Origin of the sequence: Microbulbifer sediminum, assembly GCF_021729035.1 — a bacterium.
GTDB classification, from domain to species: Bacteria; Pseudomonadota; Gammaproteobacteria; order Pseudomonadales; family Cellvibrionaceae; genus Microbulbifer; species Microbulbifer sediminum.
The window spans coordinates 192,764-210,243 of sequence record NZ_JAJSAP010000005.1; the positions used below are offsets into that span (position 1 = coordinate 192,764).

At 61.4% G+C, this 17,480-nt stretch carries 20 protein-coding genes; 13 read left to right on the forward strand and 7 right to left on the reverse strand.

The window, feature by feature from the left end; all coding sequences use genetic code 11:
• Positions 1–31 precede the first annotated feature (31 nt).
• The 3 genes from LVD11_RS10160 to LVD11_RS10170 all read left to right on the forward strand — a co-directional run bounded on the left by LVD11_RS10160 (position 32) and on the right by LVD11_RS10170 (position 2,860).
• Positions 32–1,633: an AbgT family transporter gene (locus LVD11_RS10160; protein WP_237058649.1), complete on the forward strand. Its 1,602-nt coding sequence runs from the start codon at positions 32–34 to the stop codon at positions 1,631–1,633.
• A 111-nt stretch (positions 1,634–1,744) separates the two neighbouring features.
• Positions 1,745–2,281, forward strand: coding sequence for a DUF2058 domain-containing protein (locus tag LVD11_RS10165; RefSeq protein WP_237058651.1), 537 nt, complete (start codon positions 1,745–1,747; stop codon positions 2,279–2,281).
• 6 nt (positions 2,282–2,287) lie between these two features.
• The gene (locus LVD11_RS10170; RefSeq protein WP_237058653.1) at positions 2,288–2,860 is read left to right on the forward strand and encodes a DUF1415 domain-containing protein; all 573 of its coding nucleotides are present in this window, start codon (positions 2,288–2,290) and stop codon (positions 2,858–2,860) included.
• Here LVD11_RS10170 and LVD11_RS10175 read toward each other — a convergent pair.
• Positions 2,824–3,750, reverse strand: a complete 927-nt coding sequence (locus LVD11_RS10175; protein WP_237058654.1) for a patatin-like phospholipase family protein — start codon at positions 3,748–3,750, stop codon at positions 2,824–2,826. The genes LVD11_RS10170 and LVD11_RS10175 overlap by 37 nt on opposite strands.
• Positions 3,751–3,943: 193 nt before the next feature.
• Between LVD11_RS10175 and LVD11_RS10180 the strand changes: the two genes are divergently transcribed.
• From LVD11_RS10180 to LVD11_RS10205, 6 genes are all read left to right on the forward strand, one after another.
• Positions 3,944–4,450 (forward strand): PH domain-containing protein, encoded by a 507-nt coding sequence (locus LVD11_RS10180; RefSeq protein ID WP_237058656.1) that lies wholly within the window; start codon positions 3,944–3,946, stop codon positions 4,448–4,450.
• A gap of 155 nt (positions 4,451–4,605) precedes the next feature.
• Positions 4,606–5,532: an alpha/beta fold hydrolase gene (locus LVD11_RS10185; RefSeq protein ID WP_237058659.1), complete on the forward strand. Its 927-nt coding sequence runs from the start codon at positions 4,606–4,608 to the stop codon at positions 5,530–5,532.
• Positions 5,533–5,819: 287 nt separating this feature from the next.
• The gene (locus LVD11_RS10190; RefSeq protein WP_237058661.1) at positions 5,820–6,254 is read left to right on the forward strand and encodes a hypothetical protein; all 435 of its coding nucleotides are present in this window, start codon (positions 5,820–5,822) and stop codon (positions 6,252–6,254) included.
• A 33-nt stretch (positions 6,255–6,287) separates the two neighbouring features.
• Positions 6,288–7,076 (forward strand): hypothetical protein, encoded by a 789-nt coding sequence (locus tag LVD11_RS10195; protein ID WP_237058663.1) that lies wholly within the window; start codon positions 6,288–6,290, stop codon positions 7,074–7,076.
• Between the two features lie 3 nt (positions 7,077–7,079).
• Entirely contained in the window at positions 7,080–7,301 is a 222-nt protein-coding gene (locus LVD11_RS10200; protein ID WP_237058665.1) for a hypothetical protein, read from the forward strand.
• A 48-nt stretch (positions 7,302–7,349) separates the two neighbouring features.
• The gene (locus LVD11_RS10205; protein ID WP_237058667.1) at positions 7,350–8,675 is read left to right on the forward strand and encodes a tetratricopeptide repeat protein; all 1,326 of its coding nucleotides are present in this window, start codon (positions 7,350–7,352) and stop codon (positions 8,673–8,675) included.
• 50 nt (positions 8,676–8,725) lie between these two features.
• On the opposite strand, the gene LVD11_RS10210 is transcribed toward LVD11_RS10205, so the two are convergent.
• A complete protein-coding gene (locus LVD11_RS10210; RefSeq protein WP_237058669.1) occupies positions 8,726–9,205 on the reverse strand; it encodes a BLUF domain-containing protein in 480 nt (159 codons plus the stop codon).
• 148 nt (positions 9,206–9,353) lie between these two features.
• Between LVD11_RS10210 and LVD11_RS10215 the strand changes: the two genes are divergently transcribed.
• The 4 genes from LVD11_RS10215 to LVD11_RS10230 all read left to right on the forward strand — a co-directional run bounded on the left by LVD11_RS10215 (position 9,354) and on the right by LVD11_RS10230 (position 13,372).
• A complete protein-coding gene (locus tag LVD11_RS10215) occupies positions 9,354–10,661 on the forward strand; it encodes a hypothetical protein (RefSeq protein WP_237058671.1) in 1,308 nt (435 codons plus the stop codon).
• Between the two features lie 142 nt (positions 10,662–10,803).
• Complete coding sequence (locus LVD11_RS10220) at positions 10,804–11,538, forward strand: esterase/lipase family protein (protein WP_237058673.1); 735 nt, start codon at positions 10,804–10,806, stop codon at positions 11,536–11,538.
• 267 nt (positions 11,539–11,805) lie between these two features.
• Positions 11,806–12,810 carry a mechanosensitive ion channel family protein gene (locus LVD11_RS10225; RefSeq protein WP_237058675.1) on the forward strand — a complete coding sequence of 335 codons (1,005 nt, stop codon included), beginning with the start codon at positions 11,806–11,808 and terminating at the stop codon, positions 12,808–12,810.
• A 94-nt stretch (positions 12,811–12,904) separates the two neighbouring features.
• Complete coding sequence (locus tag LVD11_RS10230; RefSeq protein ID WP_237058677.1) at positions 12,905–13,372, forward strand: GNAT family N-acetyltransferase; 468 nt, start codon at positions 12,905–12,907, stop codon at positions 13,370–13,372.
• Here LVD11_RS10230 and LVD11_RS10235 read toward each other — a convergent pair whose 3' ends face one another.
• The 5 genes from LVD11_RS10235 to LVD11_RS10255 form a co-directional block, all read right to left on the reverse strand.
• On the reverse strand, positions 13,373–14,887 hold the full coding sequence (locus tag LVD11_RS10235; protein WP_237058679.1) for a PepSY-associated TM helix domain-containing protein: 1,515 nt from the start codon (positions 14,885–14,887) through the stop codon (positions 13,373–13,375). It abuts the gene before it with no gap.
• Positions 14,888–14,904: 17 nt separating this feature from the next.
• A complete protein-coding gene (locus LVD11_RS10240) occupies positions 14,905–15,477 on the reverse strand; it encodes a hypothetical protein (protein WP_237058681.1) in 573 nt (190 codons plus the stop codon).
• A 180-nt stretch (positions 15,478–15,657) separates the two neighbouring features.
• A complete protein-coding gene (locus tag LVD11_RS10245; protein ID WP_237058683.1) occupies positions 15,658–15,987 on the reverse strand; it encodes a DMT family transporter in 330 nt (109 codons plus the stop codon).
• A gap of 68 nt (positions 15,988–16,055) precedes the next feature.
• The gene (locus LVD11_RS10250) at positions 16,056–16,277 is read right to left on the reverse strand and encodes an AbgT family transporter (RefSeq protein WP_255775569.1); all 222 of its coding nucleotides are present in this window, start codon (positions 16,275–16,277) and stop codon (positions 16,056–16,058) included.
• A gap of 181 nt (positions 16,278–16,458) precedes the next feature.
• A complete protein-coding gene (locus LVD11_RS10255; protein WP_237058687.1) occupies positions 16,459–17,466 on the reverse strand; it encodes a tryptophan--tRNA ligase in 1,008 nt (335 codons plus the stop codon).
• Positions 17,467–17,480: the final 14 nt, after the last annotated feature.

A 17,480-nucleotide genomic window follows, 5' to 3' on the forward strand; every position in this document is an offset into this window, starting at 1 on the left:
AGTAAGGCGATTAAGGCGATAGAGAACAACCATGACTACAACCAGCTCCCCCAGCGCGGAGAACACCCAGGCGACTGGCAGGAAAACCGCATTCACCCGCTTCCTGGACACCGTCGAGTGGCTGGGCAACCTGCTGCCCCACCCGATCACCCTGTTCGCCCTGTTTGCGGTAGGCGTGGTCTTTATCAGTGGTATCGCCTCCTGGTTCGGCCTGGCGGTACCGGACCCACGCCCGGTGGGCGCTGCCGGCCGGGACCCGGACGGTATTATCGAGGTGTTTAACCTCCTGTCGGGGGACGGTTTGCGGCTGATCGTGACCAGCCTGGTGACCAACTTTACCGGCTTTGCGCCCCTGGGCACCGTGCTGGTGGCCCTGTTGGGTGTCGGTGTGGCGGAGCACTCCGGACTGCTGAGCGCCGCCGTGCGGGGCCTGGTGATGCAGGCATCCACGCGCACCGTGACCGTGATCGTGGTCTTCGCCGGCATTCTCTCCAATACCGCCTCGGAGCTGGGCTATGTGGTGTTAATCCCGCTGGCGGCAATGATCTTCCATTCCCTGGGACGCCACCCTCTGGCGGGCCTGGCCGCGGCTTTTGCCGGGGTATCCGGCGGCTACAGTGCCAACCTGCTGATCGGCACCGTGGACCCGCTGCTGTCCGGCATCACCGAGTCCGCCGCCCATATGATCGACCCCACCTACGCCGTGGGCCCAGAGGTGAACTGGTTCTTCATGATGGTCAGCACCGTGCTGATTACCCTGGTGGGCAGCTGGGTGACCATCGCCATCGTCGAGCCCAAGCTGGGCAAGTACGATGTATCCGAGGCCTCTGTGGACCTGTCGCAGGACAAGATGGGCGAGCTCACCGCCGATGAGAAACGCGGCCTCAAGTACGCCGGCCTGGCGGTACTGGCGGTCTGCGCACTGTTCGCGCTGTCCATCGTTCCGGAGTGGGGCGTGCTGCGGGATCCGGAGACCGGGGCAGTGGCCGGCTCCCCGTTCCTGAAGGGCATCGTGGCGCTGATCGTGGTGTTCTTTGCAATACCAGGGTTTGTCTTCGGCCGCGTCACCGGCACCATGCGCGACGACCGTGACGTGATCAACGCCATGTCCAGGAGCATGGGGACCATGGGCATGTACATTGTCCTGGTGTTCTTCGCCGCGCAGTTCGTGGCGTTCTTCAAGGTCACCAACCTGGGCACCATCTTCGCCGTGGTGGGCGCCGACACCCTGCAGAGTATTGGCCTGACGGGCCCGCTGCTGTTCCTGTTCTTTATCATGATGTGCGGCTTCGTCAACCTGATGCTGGGCAGTGCCTCGGCCCAGTGGGCAGTCACCGCGCCGATCTTTGTGCCCATGCTGATGCTGCTGGGCTACGCCCCGGAGGTGATCCAGGCGGCCTACCGGATCGGCGATTCGGTCACCAATATCATCACCCCGATGATGAGCTACTTCGGCCTGATCGTGTCGTTTGCCACCCGCTACAAGAAAGACCTGGGCATCGGTACGCTGATCTCCACCATGATCCCCTACTCGATCTTTTTCTTTGTGGGGTGGTCGTTGCTGTTCTTTATCTGGGTGTTCGCACTGGGCTTGCCGGTCGGCCCCGGCGCCGCGACCTACTATTCAGGCTAAGTCGGCTCATAGGCCCCCTGGACGGCCCCCCGGGGCGTCACCAGGGGTGCCATTCGCACCCGAATCAGTTTAAAGTCGCCGGAAAATCCCAGGACTACGCACGGAATTCACATGAGCTCTCTCCAGGACCAATTACTGAAAGCCGGCCTCGTCGACAGCAAGAAGGCGAAACAGGTCAGCAAGGAAAAACGCAAGCAACAGAAAGTGGCCAAGAAGTCCGGCCAGCAAGTGGAAAACGAAGCACGCGCGGCAGCGGAGCAGGCCCGGGCCGAGAAAGCGGCCCGTGACCGGGCGCTGAATGCCGAGCGCGAGGCCGCCGCCCACGAAAAGGCCATTGCCGCCCAGATCCGCCAGATGGTGGCCGGCAACCGCCAGCCCCGTGGCCGCGAGGACGTGGCCTATAACTTCACCTTTGAGCGCAAGATCAAGACCATCCATGTCAGCGAGGCGGTGCGCGACCACCTGGCTGCCGGGCGCCTGATGATCGTCGGCCTGGACGACAAGTTCGAGCTGGTACCGCGGGTCATCGCCGAGAAGATTGCCGAACGCAATCCGGACGCGGTGGTACAACCCCCGGCAGACAGCAGTGCCGTGGATGAGGACGATCCCTACGCGGACTTCCAGATCCCCGACGACCTGATGTGGTAACCGCGCGTGGGCAAGCCCGAGGCGGTCGTCGCGGCCGTGGAACAATGGTTAAGTGAAGTGGTGGTGGGCCTCAATCTCTGCCCTTTTGCCCGCCGCCCCATGCGCGCGGGGCAGGTCCGCTTCGCTGTCAGCGAGGCCCGCGACGACGCGGCATTGATGGATGCATTGCAGGCTGAACTGGAAAAGCTGGATGCCCATCCGCCATCGGAGCTTGAAACCACACTGCTGGTTGTGCCGTTGCACCTGGCGGAGTTCGGGGACTTCAACCAGTTCCTCGACCTGGCAGAATGGCTCCTCGAACGTCAGGGCTACAGCGGCACCTACCAGCTCGCCAGCTTCCACCCGCACTACCAGTTTGCCGGAACACAACCGGGCGACGCGGAAAACCTGACCAACTGCGCCCCCTACCCGATCCTGCACCTGATCCGCGAGGCCTCGATCGAGAAAGTGCTGGCCAACTACCCGGACCCGGAAGCCATCCCCGAGCAGAATATCCGCAAGGTAACCGGGCTCTCCGCGGGCGAACGACGGAGGCTCTTTCCCTACTTGTTGTCCAGTGGAGCCCCGCCAGCAGGCTGACCGGGCGAACTGGTAGGTGATGGGGACGCCAGGCCCAGGTGCTCCAGTGCTTCCCGGCGGCCCATCTGGTAACCCTGCTCCAGCAGATCAGGCTCGCGGGTGAAACGCTTGACCGGAAATTCAGCCGGTGGAGCGATCACTGAAATCCGGCAGCCCGCCGGCGGGTTTGCAAGAAACTCCAGTGCCCGGTTGTAGCGCTCTGCACGCTCAAGCACCGATTCGAACAGTCGCGAGTGCTCGTGGAAGACCTGCTTGAGCAGCCGTGGTGTGGGAGTCATCCGCTTGCGATAACCAAGCGGGCGCGACAGCACCACGGTGATATCGGTAGCGCCCATCTGGTGGGCCCGGATCACCGGAATGGAATCGGCCAGGCCCCCATCAGTCATCGGCTCACCATTCACCTGCGGGAACTCGCGATAGACGAAGGGAATTGCACAGGATGCTGGAAACACCTCGTGCATGTTCTCGGCCGACACTTCCAGGTAGCAGGCCTCACCGGTGTTGACGTTGGTGGTCACCACATACAGGGGAATGGCGTTGTCATAGTAACGCTGGACATTCAGCGGCACTTCGTCAAAAGACGCGTGCCAGAGCCAGCTGACATCGCAGAAGTGCCCACCCTTCAGGTAACGGCGCCAGTTGATGAAGTCGGAGCGGCGCGCGTGGTCAAGGAGGATCCTGCGGCTGCGGCCCCGGTCCCCCGCCAGGAAGCCAATCAGGTTGGTGGAGCCGGCCGACACACCAATGGCAAAATCGTAGGGCTGGTAATCGGCATCGATAAACGCATCGAGCACGCCGGCGGCAAAAATCCCGCGCATTGCCCCGCCTTCCACAACCAGTGCGGACTTACCGGACTGTCCGGTGTCCCCGGCCCTGTTCTCTGCGGCCATAGCCTCTCCCAAGCAAAGTGAAACTGCGGTAATCAGGTCAGTCGCGATTGTATAATCCCTGTCAACAACCGCGCCAGCCGAATGCAGGATGTGGAACTGACCGATGCGCCACATCCCCTGTGGCTTGTACCCATGTTGCGATACCATGGACTGGCGATAACCCCGTCGAAGTAATACCGGACAGATCCCGTACATGCCTTACGAACAGAAATTCAATGCCCCATGGAGCCGACAGCTGAAATGGCTCACCGCGCTCGCCACGTTGCTGCTACTGGCCATTCCGGCGATCCTGATGGCCCGCGCACCGGCCGACCCGCCCACTATTTACCAGGTTTCCATCTGGCTGCCGGTGGCAATACTGGCACTCTCAACCCTGTTTGTGATCCGTGGCTATACACTCAATGGCAATACCCTCTACATAATCCGCCCACTCTGGAAAACCCGCCTGTCGCTGGACGGCCTGCAGGAAGTGTTCGCAGATCCGGAAGCCATGCATGGTTCCATTCGCATATTCGGTAACGGCGGACTGTTCGGTTATATCGGACTCTTCCAGAACAAGACTATCGGCCGCTACCGGGCGTTTGCCACGGACCAGCAGAGAGCGGTGGTGTTACGATTCCCTGAACGCAACCTGGTGGTAACGCCTGGCAGGCCTGAAAAACTGGTCGCACTACTGGAAGAGCATATCCGCAGTCAGTGACTGGCGGCTTCAGGGGACCTTCGGGTTTGTCTAGCCCCTCAAGCGGTTCGGTCAATCCACCGGTGACAGGACCGTGCTAACTTGGCCTGACTACCATTGGCGCAGTACAACAACCAATAAAATAATAACTGCGAATTCCGCAAAGGAGCCCGGCGATGGAAGAACCACCCTTTTCCGAGGCACCTCCGCTGCCAGACTGGCTGGCGGAGCAACTTCCCTACCGCCGCCGCATGTTTACCAGCGGCGGGTATCGCATGCATTTTATCGATGAAGGCTCTGGTCCAGCGGTCCTGATGCAACACGGCAACCCCATGTGGTGTTTCCTGTGGCGCAAGGTAATCAGGGAACTATTGCAACAACAGGTGCGAGTGATTGCTCCGGACCTGGTCGGCATGGGCCTGAGCGACAAGCCCCGCGATCCAGGCGTCCACACCCTGGCATATCATGGGCGCCAACTCTCCGAATTGATCCGCGCCCTGGACCTGCAGGAGATCACCATCGTTGGTCAGGACTGGGGCGGCCCGGTCAGTGGACTCGCCGCAGCCCTGAACCCGGAACGTGTCGCCGGCGCAGTGTTTGCCAACACCTCCCTGCGACTACCGAGAAAGCAACCGCGGGTGACCCCCTTCCACCGGTTTGCCAATCGCCCGGTGATTTCCGACCTGGCTTTCCGCCTGTTCAATTTTCCCATGCCCATGCTCCCAAAGGTCCAGGGAGACCCGTCAAGCCTGGGACCCGCTGAAATGCGCGCATATCGCTACCCACTGCGCCGCTTTCGCGATCGCACCGCGCCCCTGGCCCTCGCGCGCATGGTGCCCACCAGGCTCGAACACCCGAGTATCGGGCAGTTGGTGAAGATTGATCGCTGGGCAAGGCAGTTCGGCGGTCCAGTGGAGCTGGTGTGGGGCTGCCGGGACCCGATTCTCGGCCGTGCCCTGCACGGCAACCTGGAGCTGTTCCCCGATGCCCGCGTAACAAAAACCGACGCCGGACATTTCCTGCAGGAAGAGGTACCAGTCAACCTCGCCGCCGCCATCCTCCGCGTGATTTTCAGCGGGACGACGGAGAAGTCCCCGCTATAAGGGACCGGCTGTCGCTGGTCCCGCCGCCGCAGAACACCGTCATCGTTTTGTGGTGTTGGCGCCAGATTGCCAGTCTGCTGCCTGTCATCCTTTTTGCGATAGTCCCGGACCGTAGCGGCCCCCGGGGCTGGAATATCTCCGCAGGGAGGTAACGTCAGGGCAACCGCCCTCTCTACCTGGCAATCACTCACAACGCGCCAGAAAGATCCAGTGCCAGCATTTACCGGCCGGCCGGACTGGCAGTAGTGGATGTGCTTAACTGCTGTAAACCATCAGAGTAACGGGCCATGAATGAAGCCATGCCACCGGACCTGATCACGGCAGCTGCCACGGAGGCCACGTGGTTGCGCTGGTGGTTCCGGATAATGATCCTCACCAACCTGGCAGCAGTGTTCTTTATTCTCAGGAAGAGGCTCTCCGGTGGGCTGACCGCCAGACCCGAGGCACTGGCCATCCTGGTGGCCTTCGTGGCGTCTGCGGTAACCATGAACTGGCTGTATGACTGGGTCGGTTACGTCAGGCTCCTGGGAGTCACGCACCTGGTATTCTGGACTCCTGTGTACTTCTGGCTCCTGGGCAAGTTCCTGCGCGATGCATACACAGGGCCTTTCAGGGTTTATGCCTTTATCTACCTGGTAGTGGCGGGTACCTGCCTGTTGACAGATGCAGCAGACGTAATCCGCTTTCTGCTGGGCGATCACCAGCCCCTGCACATGAATTAGACTGAGAGAATAGCGTCATTCGGAAACAACGGAATGCTCCATGAATCCTGTTGGCCAGGGCGCCTGTTGGGCGAAAGCAGGCCACACCGTCGCCTGTTTGCCTCTGCCGTGCTGGGGTTACTTGCCTGTGCATTGATGCCCTGTGTGCAGGGAGAAGACGCCGCGGATAAAGTAATCCAGTTCGAGCCGGGCCACAGCGGGGCAACGGTGGAGGGCACCATCACGGGTCGCGATTACAACCTGTATAAAGTCCAGGCCAACGCCGGGCAGCGCATGACGGTGGAAATGCAAACCGATAACGCCGCCAGTTATTTCAACATCTTCCCCCCGGGCAAGGGTCCCGGGGAGGCCGCCCTGTTTATCGGTTCGACCAAGGGCAATCGTTTCTCCGCGGTGTTGCCCGGCTCAGGCGTCTATACCATCCAGATTTACCTGATGCGCAGTGCGGCACGTCGTGACGAGACAGCCAATTTCAGCCTGGATGTGTCGGTGACCGGCGCAACACCGGCGTCACCAGTTGCCGGCGGGGCGGAATGGCCGATTGACTATGACGCCTCCGGCAAACTGGCCTGTGCCGTCGACGGCACCACGTTCCGTCTCGCCTGCCCGTTTCGGGTCAAGCGCCATCATCCGGAAGCTACCATCTGGACCATTTCGCCGGCCGATCCGGCGACACTGCGCATCCTATATTTTCGAACGGATCGGTTTTCATCGGACGACGCCGCCAGAGTGCAGTGGAAACGCCAGGGCGACAGCTGGCGGGTTGATATTGGCGACCGTGAATATTACCTCGTCCCCGATTCCATATTGCAGGGAGACTAGAATATGAGACCTGCTCCCAGGCCCCTGCGGCTCGCACTGGGCGGTGCCGCTGGCGGTATATTGGTTGCCCTGTTGATTGACCTGCTGGGCGCAGGAGGGGGCGCGCTGCCTTATATCATGTACCCGGTGGCCGGTTTTATCGGTGGCCTGCTGGGTAGCCGGATACGCAGGACAAAGGACAGCCACAGTAATGGCCGCGACAACAACGGCGACGACAATCATTGAGGCGTTATCCCCCAGACACTGAATTCCATGGAACAACCGGAGCGGAACATGCTCAGCGACGAACAGGGGTACCCGGTTTCCGGTGCCACCGAAGAAGCCATGATGGCCTACCGGGAAGGCCTGCGTGCATTCAACCTCTATCACGGCGACCCCTTCGCGCCGCTGCAGAGAGCACTCGGTTCAGCGCCGGAGTTTGTCCTGGCCCACCTGCTCCAGGCAGGACTGTATGCGGTAGCCACCGAACCCGAGGCCAATATCGCCGCACAGAAATCACTGCTGGCTGCCCGCGACCTGCCCATGAACGAACGGGAGGTTTCACTCTTCAACGCCCTGGAAAAGCTGGTCATGGGCTACTGGACCACAGCGGCGGAGGCCCTGGATTTCCACTGCGCCCGTTTTCCCCACGACCTGGTGGCGCTGCAGTGCGGGCACCTGGTGGATTTCTACCGGGCAAACAGCCGCGACCTGCGCGACCGAATCGCCCGCGCCCTGCCCCTGTGGTCCGCTGAGATCCCGGGATACTCTTTCCTGCTGGGAATGTACGCTTTTGGCCTGGAGGAATGCGGGGACTACCTGCAGGCAGAGGAATACGGCCACAGTGCTATCGAACTGGAACCCTTCGACTGCTGGGCACACCATGCGGTTGCCCATGTGCTGGAAATGACCGGCCGCCCGGAAGTGGGGATCGAGTGGATGAAAAGCCGCGAACCTTTCTGGGCGGCGGAGGAAAACTTCTTCAAGGTACACAACTGGTGGCACCGGGCCCTGTATCACCTGGACCTGGACGAACAGGACGAGGCCCTGGCCCTCTATGACGGCCCCGTGCGCGCCGGGAAAAGCAGTATGGCCCTGGATATGGTGGACGCATCAGCCCTGCTATGGCGACTGTCAATCAGCGGCTGTGACGTGGGAAACCGCTGGCAGGAGCTGGCATCCGCCTGGGGGCAGCACGCAGACGGCAGGCTATACCCCTTCAACGACTGGCACGCGGTCATGGCCTATCTCGGCGCCGGTGAGGACAGCAAGGCCGAGGATATCGCCAACAGCCTCCGCGCAGGGCGGGACAATGAAGCGGAGGTGTCCCATTGGGGCTGGCAAACCGGCCTGCCGCTGGTAGAGGGCTTCACCGCCTTCTGGCGTGGTGACTACCAACGGGCCACAGAACACCTGCACAGCGCACGCTATATCGCCAACAGCTTTGGCGGCAGCCATGCACAGCGGGATATCATCGACTGGACCCTCACCGAGGCCGCCATTCGCAGCGGCCAGCGGGAAATTGCCGAAGCCTTTGCCAACGAGCGGCAGGCCCTCAAGCCCGACAGCCGGCTAAACCAGGCGTTTGTCGCGAGGGCCGGTGCACTGAACCGTCCCTAGTGCGGCATGGAGCGAGCGAATGCCGAAGATTATTATGGCAACACCCGATATCAGAATTTCAGCAACCTCCTCCAGCTGAACCCCCTGTCGTTGCCCTGGCCGGTTTGCTGTCGATGGAAGAGACGCGCCAGGTCCTCTGCTTCCGACTCGCTGAATTGCAGCGGGACAAAACGCAGGTAATCCCGCGCGGCGAGGAATTCGCGCACGGACTGTTCCGCGGGGACATATTTCATTGACCAGTCCTCAAACAGGCGCTGCCCCGCCTTTTTCACCGAGAGAATGGTCAGTTGCCGATGCCGGGGGTCGCCGCTGATCCGCCGGTAGGTCTCATTGACCGCGTCGCGCTCCCCCTCGAGCACCTGAAAGAAGTGCCGGTCGCCGAAATACAACACACCCCCAATTCCGCCACGCTTATTGTTGCGGCGGCTCTGCATCAGGATTCGGCCTACATTCGGCTCTACCCCCTGGATAGGATCGGCCGGCTCGAATTCAGCGCGGCTGGCATAGATCAGCCGGATCAGTTCAGACATTTGACGCCCCCTGCTTGCCCAAAGAAACGTTTTACGACCACACCCGACCACTGGATCACCCAAATTGGCGTAAACCTCTTTCCTCACTCTTTACAGGCTGCACTGGTGCACTAAATTGCAGACGGAAAACCTTACACGGAGACAGAAAGTGTTTTCACTGCCTTCGCGGTTCGTGGCCCCTGCTGTCGCGCTCGCCTGTTTTCTGGTGAGCCTGGATACCTGCGCGATTCCGGTGTTTGCGCGCCAGTACGAAATGAGTTGCGCGGCCTGCCACTCCGCCTTCCCCCGCCTCAACACCTTTGGCAAGGAGTTCGCCAGCAATAATTACCGCCTGCCCACCTGGCGCGAGAAGACCGTTGATACCGGAGATAAGCTGCTCGCATTACCGGATGAAGTCCCTTTCGCCGTCCGTGCGCAGGCTTATATACAGGGGCGTGAAGGAGAATCAATTGATCCTATCAATGGCGACCGTGTAGAGGCGGACTCGGACTTCCAGGCCCCATACCTGGTCAAGCTGCTTTCCAGTGCACCACTCAGCGAGCATCTCACCTATTACTTCTACGGTATATTCGCCGAGAAAGGCGAAAATGGCGAAGTGATCATTGAAGATGCCTGGATCCGGCACAGTGACCTCGCATGTACGGGTGTCGGGCTGCAGCTGGGCCAGTTCCAGGTATCGGACCTCATGTTTCCCCGCGAGCTCCGCCTGACATTCCAGGACTTCATGGTCTATCGCATGGCGGGCATTACCTATGAGCGAGGCATGATCCTGGACCGGGCGTGGGGCCCGGCCGACCTGGCCCTGGGCCTCGTCAACGGCAACGGCATCACTGACAATTTCAACGTCAACAGCCCGGGCTATCGTCGCCCGGACAACCTGTTCGATGACAACAACTCCAAAAGTGCATTCGGTCGCATTGGTGTTGATATCCCTCCCGTCGCTGCAGGCATTTTTGCCCTGTCGGGAAAGCGTGACAGTGCAACCGGCCCGGCCGGTTTGTTGAATGGCGAGCGCGACTCCGATGTCGGGATGGTCGGGATCGATTTTTCCGGCAGTATCGGTGACAAGGCACACTGGTTCGCGCAATACCTCTGGACCAGCTGGGATGATTTCCTGCAACCGGAAATCGGCGATACGGTCCTCTGGCCCGGACGCCAATATGACTGGCACGGGGGCTTCCTGGGCGTGGACTATATCGCCAGCGATCGCTGGGCCTTCTCCCTCCTGTATAACAGTGCCGATTCCAGCGACCTCGCCCACACAGACACGATTTATGAGGGCATCGAGATAGATACTCTCACACTGACGGCCAGCTACTACTTCATGCGCAATGCCAAGGGCATTATCGAGGTAAATGCCGATTTTCTCGGTAGCAATGACCAGGAAGGACTCTATTTTACGGGGCACCTCGACAAGGAATCCTACATCCTGATGGGATTCGATGTGGCTTTTTGATTCCGGTCACCTCCCATGGACAGGTCTTGTGGACCCGGGCGCAGCAAACCGGGAGCCGGTTGGCAATTTCGCCAGCGCGCGTTAGATTACTCTTTTCTCCACCTGCATCACTCACCTGCGAGGAACCATGCACAGAGGCCGCTTGACCCGGGTACGCACACTGCTGCTGGTAATGCTCACCCTGCCCTTTTCCCCGGTATCCAAGGCCGGGGATGCCTGTGTGATTCTCCTGCACGGCCTGGCAAAATCTGACAGCTCCATGGCGAAGCTGGAGCGCGCCATCGGGGATGCCGGGTACCGCACCGTCAATGTGGATTACCCCTCCACCGAACGCCCCATCGACCAGCTGGCCGGCCCTGCCATTGCGCCGGCACTGGACCAGTGCTCGGAAAGTGACGAAATCAATTTCGTCACCCACTCCATGGGCGGGATCCTGGTACGCCAGTATTTCAGCAAGGTCTCAGTTGCTAACCTGAACCGGGTCGTTATGCTGGGCCCGCCCAACCAGGGCAGCGAGGTCGTGGACCGGCTGGGGGAGTTCCCCGGCTTCCACTTCATGTTTGGCGATGCCGGGCTACAGCTCGGCACCGGTGAAATGAGCGTCCCCAACCAACTCGGCGCAGCCAAATTCGACCTGGGTATTATCGCCGGTAGCCGGAGTATCAACCCCATCCTGTCACAGCTGATCCCCGATGCCGACGACGGCAAGGTAGCCGTGGAGCGGACCAAGCTGGAGGGTATGAACGACCATATCACCCTGCCCACGACCCACGTGTTCATGATGAAAAATGAGCAGGTTATCGCCCAGGTGATCCACTACCTGCGCCACGGCAGGTTCGAGCGGTCGGCAACCGCGGCTTCCGGCAGGGAGCAGTAATTCAGGCCGACACCCTGCCAGGGCGGCAGACACAGCTTCGCCAGGTACAGGCTCACTGCCGCAGCCGCGCCTCCCCGGCCGGGATCCCCCTTATCCGCGCTTACGGTTCCCACAGTGACCGGGACACAGTGTGCGCCTTACTTTTGCCCACGGCATTCCCGGCGCGTCCCGCTGCCCGCCAAGCCTGCCTCTCGCGCCCGGGGGCAACTAAACTGCGCAGGACACCAGTGAAATTTCAACCCGCAACGGGTTTCAGGGATGAAAACCATGACGGCACAACGCCTGGCGTCCGCCCAGGAGGAGAGCTCGGAAGCTATCCGGGAGCTGCCGGAGCAGGTGGATCGTGGATTTGCAATCGCACTGGACAAGGTTGACGGATGGATCGCCGATGGCATCCAGCACATTCCCAACTTCGCCGCGGCACTGGTCGTCGTACTGCTCCTCTACCTGCTGGGAATGCTGAGCGGATTCCTCACCCGCAAGCACCTGGCGCGCCGCCAGCGGGAAAATCTGGGGGAAGTGCTGGGCGGACTGGTGAAATGGGTACTCTTCGGCATCGGCTGCCTGCTGGCAGCGACCATCGTAATGCCCACCCTCAGGCCGGGCGACCTGGTGGCAGGCCTGGGCGTGGGCTCGGTAGCCTTTGGCTTTGCCTTCAAGGATATCCTGCAAAACTGGCTGGCCGGCCTGCTGATTCTGCTCAAGGAGCCGTTTCACGTAAACGATCAGATTCGCGTGGGGGAATTTGAGGGCACCGTGAAGAAAATCGAAAACCGCGCGACGTTTATCCGCACCTATGATGGCCAGCGCGTGGTGATTCCCAACAGCGATATCTATACCAACGCGGTAGTGGTAAAAACCGCACACCCTTTGCGTCGCAGCGAATACGATGTGGGTATTGGCTATGGCGACGGCATCGACCGCGCCTGTGAGGTACTGGTCGAGGCGGTAAGCAGGGTCGAGGGGGTAGAAGGCAAAGTGCCGGTGGAAGCCTTGCCATGGGAGCTGGCTGCAAGCTGGGTCACTATCCGCATGCGCTGGTGGACCCTCAGTCGCCAGACTGATGCCAACCACATCGGCTCTGCCGTGGTCCGCGCCATCAAGCTGGCTCTGGACGAGGCTCGGATCGATATGCCGTTCGAGACCCGCGTGCAGCTGTTCCACGACCAGACCGAGGAGAACGACGGCGACCGTGATCGCCAGCGCGAGGGCTGGCCAATACCCGAGGGCGGGGCACCCCGGCCGCGCTGGCGGGCCCGGGCTGAGGATTGACTGGTCACCCGGCACAAAGCCAGGCGCACGTCGATTCAATCCTGGCGCCGAAAACGCTATGCTCGACGGCAAACCGAAAAGCGGAGAGCCCCGAATGGCCGAGTGGCAATGGTCACGCCTTGACGACCTGGACCGCCAGCAACTCTATGAAATCCTGCGGGAACGCCAGGCGGTATTTACCGTGGAACAGGACTGCCCCTACCAGGATGCGGATGGGCGGGACTGGACCGCCTGGCACCTGTGTAGCTGGGACAGCGGGGTACCCCAACCGCGACTTCTCGCCTATCTGCGCCTGGTGGATCCGGGCCACAAGTATACCGAGCCCTCCATTGGGCGCGTGCTCACCACAGAGTCCGCCCGGGGAACCGGCCTCGGACGGGAATTGATGCGTCGTGCGGTGGCGCTCTCTGACCGGGTTCACAATCATGCAGCTATCCGTATTTCAGCCCAGTTGCACCTGGCTGACTTCTACCGCGAATTCGGCTTCGAGCAGGTTTCCGAGCCTTATGATGAAGACGGCATCCCGCACATCGAGATGTTGCGCCAGGCCGGGGAGCCCTGATCAACCGGCCCCGGCCAGGATGTCACGACGTGCCCCTGACTCCTCGCTGGTAACCGCGCGCCGGCCATCCCGGTACCAGCAGGACAGGGCCAGCCCGAGCGCAGAAAGCAGCCAGACACTATTGGCCACCAGGGCACCTCCCTGGATGGCACCGCCACCAAAGCGAGCCACATGCACTGCAACCACCCCTGCTGCACTGGCAGCCACTGCCAGCCGCAGGTACCACGACCAGCCAGCACTACTCCCCCGGAACACCGCCGCCAGCCCCAGGACCAGCACCCCGCCCCAGAATAGCGGCACTGGCGCCATTCCCAGTGCCAGTTGCCCGATGGCAGCGGCCGCAATCATCAGGGGTACGCCCCAGACCTGTGCTGCCCAGACTCGCTCCAGCCGCTGCCGTGGGAAGCCCCGCTGACGCTGGCGCAACAGCCAGATATTGATGCCCGAGACCACCAGTGCACACATGCCCAGGCCCAGCAGGAAGTAGGCAGCCTTCAGTGGCAAGCCACTGTAATGGCCGAAGTGCAGGCGAAAATTGGAGGCGTAGATCTGCTTCCCGGCACTGCCATCAGACCAGCCATCCCGCCCCAGGGGAGCACCGTCGGCACCGAAGAAATACCGCTCCCCCCAGACCAGCCGACCCGGGACCCGCGTGGTGAATTCAAACAGCTGTTGATCGGTACCCGGATTGTGCAGGGCAATACTGAACGGCTGCTGGCCCGGTGCGACACGGTACAGCGCCTCGAATGCCGGCGCAAAGTCGGGCACCGGTATTTCACCTGCCTCCGCGGTTGCCTCCGGCACATCGCTGAACAGCAGGTGATGTACCTTTTCCACATCGCCAGCGTAAAAAACCTGGGCGATAGCAAGCGCAAAAACCGTGGAGAGACCGATAAATGCACCGGTGGCCGCAATCATGAAATGAAAGGGGGCCGCCCACACCCCCAGGCGGTTATGCAGGTCCACCTGCCGCCGCCGGGCCGGGCCACGGCCACGAAAGGAGAAGGCTTCGCGCACGATGTTCGGGTGGGCCAGCAGGCCGGAAAGGATCAGCGCCGCCATCAGTATCCCGATCAGGCCCACCACCGGCACACCCAGCGCAACCGGAAGGTTCAATGCGAAATGCAGGTACACAAGAAAGTCTGTCCACGGGTGTGTCACTTCGCCCAACAGGCCGCCATCGTCCGCAACCAAACGCTGGATGTCTCCCACGCTGACCATTGACCGAGGCATGTCGACAGTGGGCACGGTAAAGCGCACAACCCCTACCTGCTCACCGGCAGCCGCTGCCAGGGCCAGCGCCTCCCCGGCCGCCCGCCTGTAGGTTGCCGGGTCGACCGCAAGGCCCTCCCCCGCCGCAGGCTGCTCCCAACGCTCGAACTCCGGGTAAAACACCGCCAGCGTACCGCTCAGGCAGACGATATAGAGCAGGATGGACAGAGCGAGTCCCAGTGCCGAGTGGCCGCCGATCATATCCCGCACAAAGCCCGGGCCGGGCCTGAATGATAGCTTCATCGGTACTTCCCTCTCGATCACTGCAGCGTCAGCAGCAGGCCACTGGTGGCATTGACCAGCAACAGGCCCAGCACCACACGCACCAGCTTCCTGTCGGCCATAACCCATATCACCGCCAGTTTCCAGGCCAGCAGACCGATAAAAACCGCGATCGCGAGGCGGGTACTCTCCTCTGCGTGGCTCCAGCCAAAGTACTGCAGGGCAGCTCCCACAGCGGTTACCGCCGGCAAAAACGTCGCCGCGAAAAATCGCACCATCCTGCGCAGGCGCTGCCGCCCGTCAGCGCCCACCCGTACCCGGGTCTTTCGTGAGGGGAGCCCCGTCTCCAGATCCTGCCTCCGGGGCAATGTTCCCCCTCCGGCGACCACCGTCCACGCCACCAGTGCAGTGAGAATCACGCTGAAACAGAGACCAAGTTCGAGGCTGAAAGCCGTGGACCAGCACCAGACTGACAGGCCCAGTAACGCCCATCCGGCCAGCGCAACGGAACGCAGTGATGCCCTGCGCCGCCACGCGGCGTACAGGCAGGCAACACCGGCGAGGATACAGAAACCGGCGGCCAGGCCGGCAACAAGCGGGGAATCCATCATTGGCATCCCGGGCTGCGGTAACCCGGCTCCTGTTCTTATGTCCCTGGGATAGCGAGCTGTCTACCGGGGCCACAGCGCCTCAGCGCTCCCGCCACCGGGGGCCGGCCGCATAAAAGAACGATAATGCGATAGATTCTTATTTGCAAGAGCAGTTGAAGTGAAGGCTGGTGGACGGGACTCTCAGTGACGGACGTTGCCGGAAAAGAGGTTGATGATCACCACCCCGGCGATAATCAGGGCCATGCCAATCACCGCAGGCCAGTCCGGTATCTCGCGATAGATTACAGCCCCTGCCACGGCCACCAGCAGGATTCCCACCCCGGCCCAAATCGCGTAGGCGATACCCACCGGAATCGTGCGCAGCACCAGCGCCAGCATGTAAAACGCGAGTCCATAACACACCACCACCACCAGGGACGGCAGCGGCCGCGTAAACTGCTCTGACGCCTTGAGGGCGGTAGTGCCGGCAACCTCGGCCACAATGGCGATGGCCAGGTACAGGTAAGCCATATTCTCTCTCGACCCGGTGGGGCAAGCGGCGGCGCCGTCTCCAGGCACCGCCGCTACCCTGTTCGACTTCAGGGATAGGTATCACTGGATTGCAGCCCCAGCGGCAGGCCGATCCACCAGTAAACTACCAGGAAGATAGACCAGTACAGCAGGAAGGCCACTGAAGAGGGCAGCATCATCGACACCAGCGTGCCGATACCGGTGCCCTTCACATAGCGCTGGCAGTAGACCACCAGCGGGAAATACGGCATCAGGGGCGTAATGATATTAGTGGAGGAATCCCCCGCCAGGCAGGTGGCCCACCCTCCACACCGGGGACAGGACTCGCCTCAACTTCACTCATGACAGGTCTCCCTGTAGTTTCTGCTGTAGTTATTGTGCTTGCTTGTTGTTCTTGTGCATCTTTCCGCGGGCACCATGGGCCCGCGGATTACTACATTGAGCGAGTGCGCCGGCGAGCCGGCAGTGCGGTCAGCCGATCTTGCGGATACCCACCGCCTCGCGCAGCCGCTCGATAAAGGGCGCGGAATAGGCGCGGGCCTTCTCGGCACCCTTCTCCAGCTCTGCCTCGATCTCCGACGGGTTGGCCAGCAGCTCGCTGTAACGCTCGCGGGCGTCACCGATCTGGCTATTGACCAGTTCGAACAGTTGCTTCTTGGCCTCACCCCAGGCGATGCCCTCCTCAAAGGCCTTGCGCATCTCGGCGGTCTGCTCCGGGGTGGCAAACGCCTGCCAGACCTGGAATACGGTGGAAGTGTCCGGGTCCTTCGGCTCGCCCGGTTCCAGCAGGTTGGTCTTGATCTTGTTGATATGCTTCTTCAGCTGTTTTTCCGTCAGGAACAGCGGGATGGTGTTGCCGTAGCTCTTGCTCATCTTGCGGCCATCCAGGCCCTGCAGTACCGCCACATGGTCATCCACCACCGCCTCCGGCAGGGCAAAATGCTCGCCATAGTGGTGGTTGAAGCGCTGGGCGATGTCCCGGGCCATCTCAATGTGCTGGACCTGGTCCTTGCCGACCGGCACCTTGTTGGCGTTGAACATGAGGATATCCGCGGCCATCAGGATCGGGTAGCTGTACAGCCCCATGTTGATGCCGAAATCGGAATCCTCGCCATCGGCGCGGTTGGCATCCACCGCCGCCTTGTAGGCGTGGGCGCGGTTCATCAGGCCCTTGGCAGTCATGCAGGTAAGCAGCCAGGTGAGTTCCGGGATCTCGTGGATATCGGATTGGCGGTAAAAAACCACATTGTCGGTATTGAGCCCCAGTGCCAGCCAAGTGGCGGCGATCTCCCTGGTGGACTGGTGTACCTGGTCCGGGTCCTGGCACTTGATCAACGCGTGGTAATCGGCGAGGAAGTAAAAGGACTGGTTGTTCTCCTCCTGGCTGGCCGCGATAGCCGGGCGGATGGCGCCCACGTAGTTGCCGAGGTGGGGAGTGCCGGTAGTGGTGATGCCGGTCAGGACACGCTGCTTGCTCATAAATCCTTGGGTTT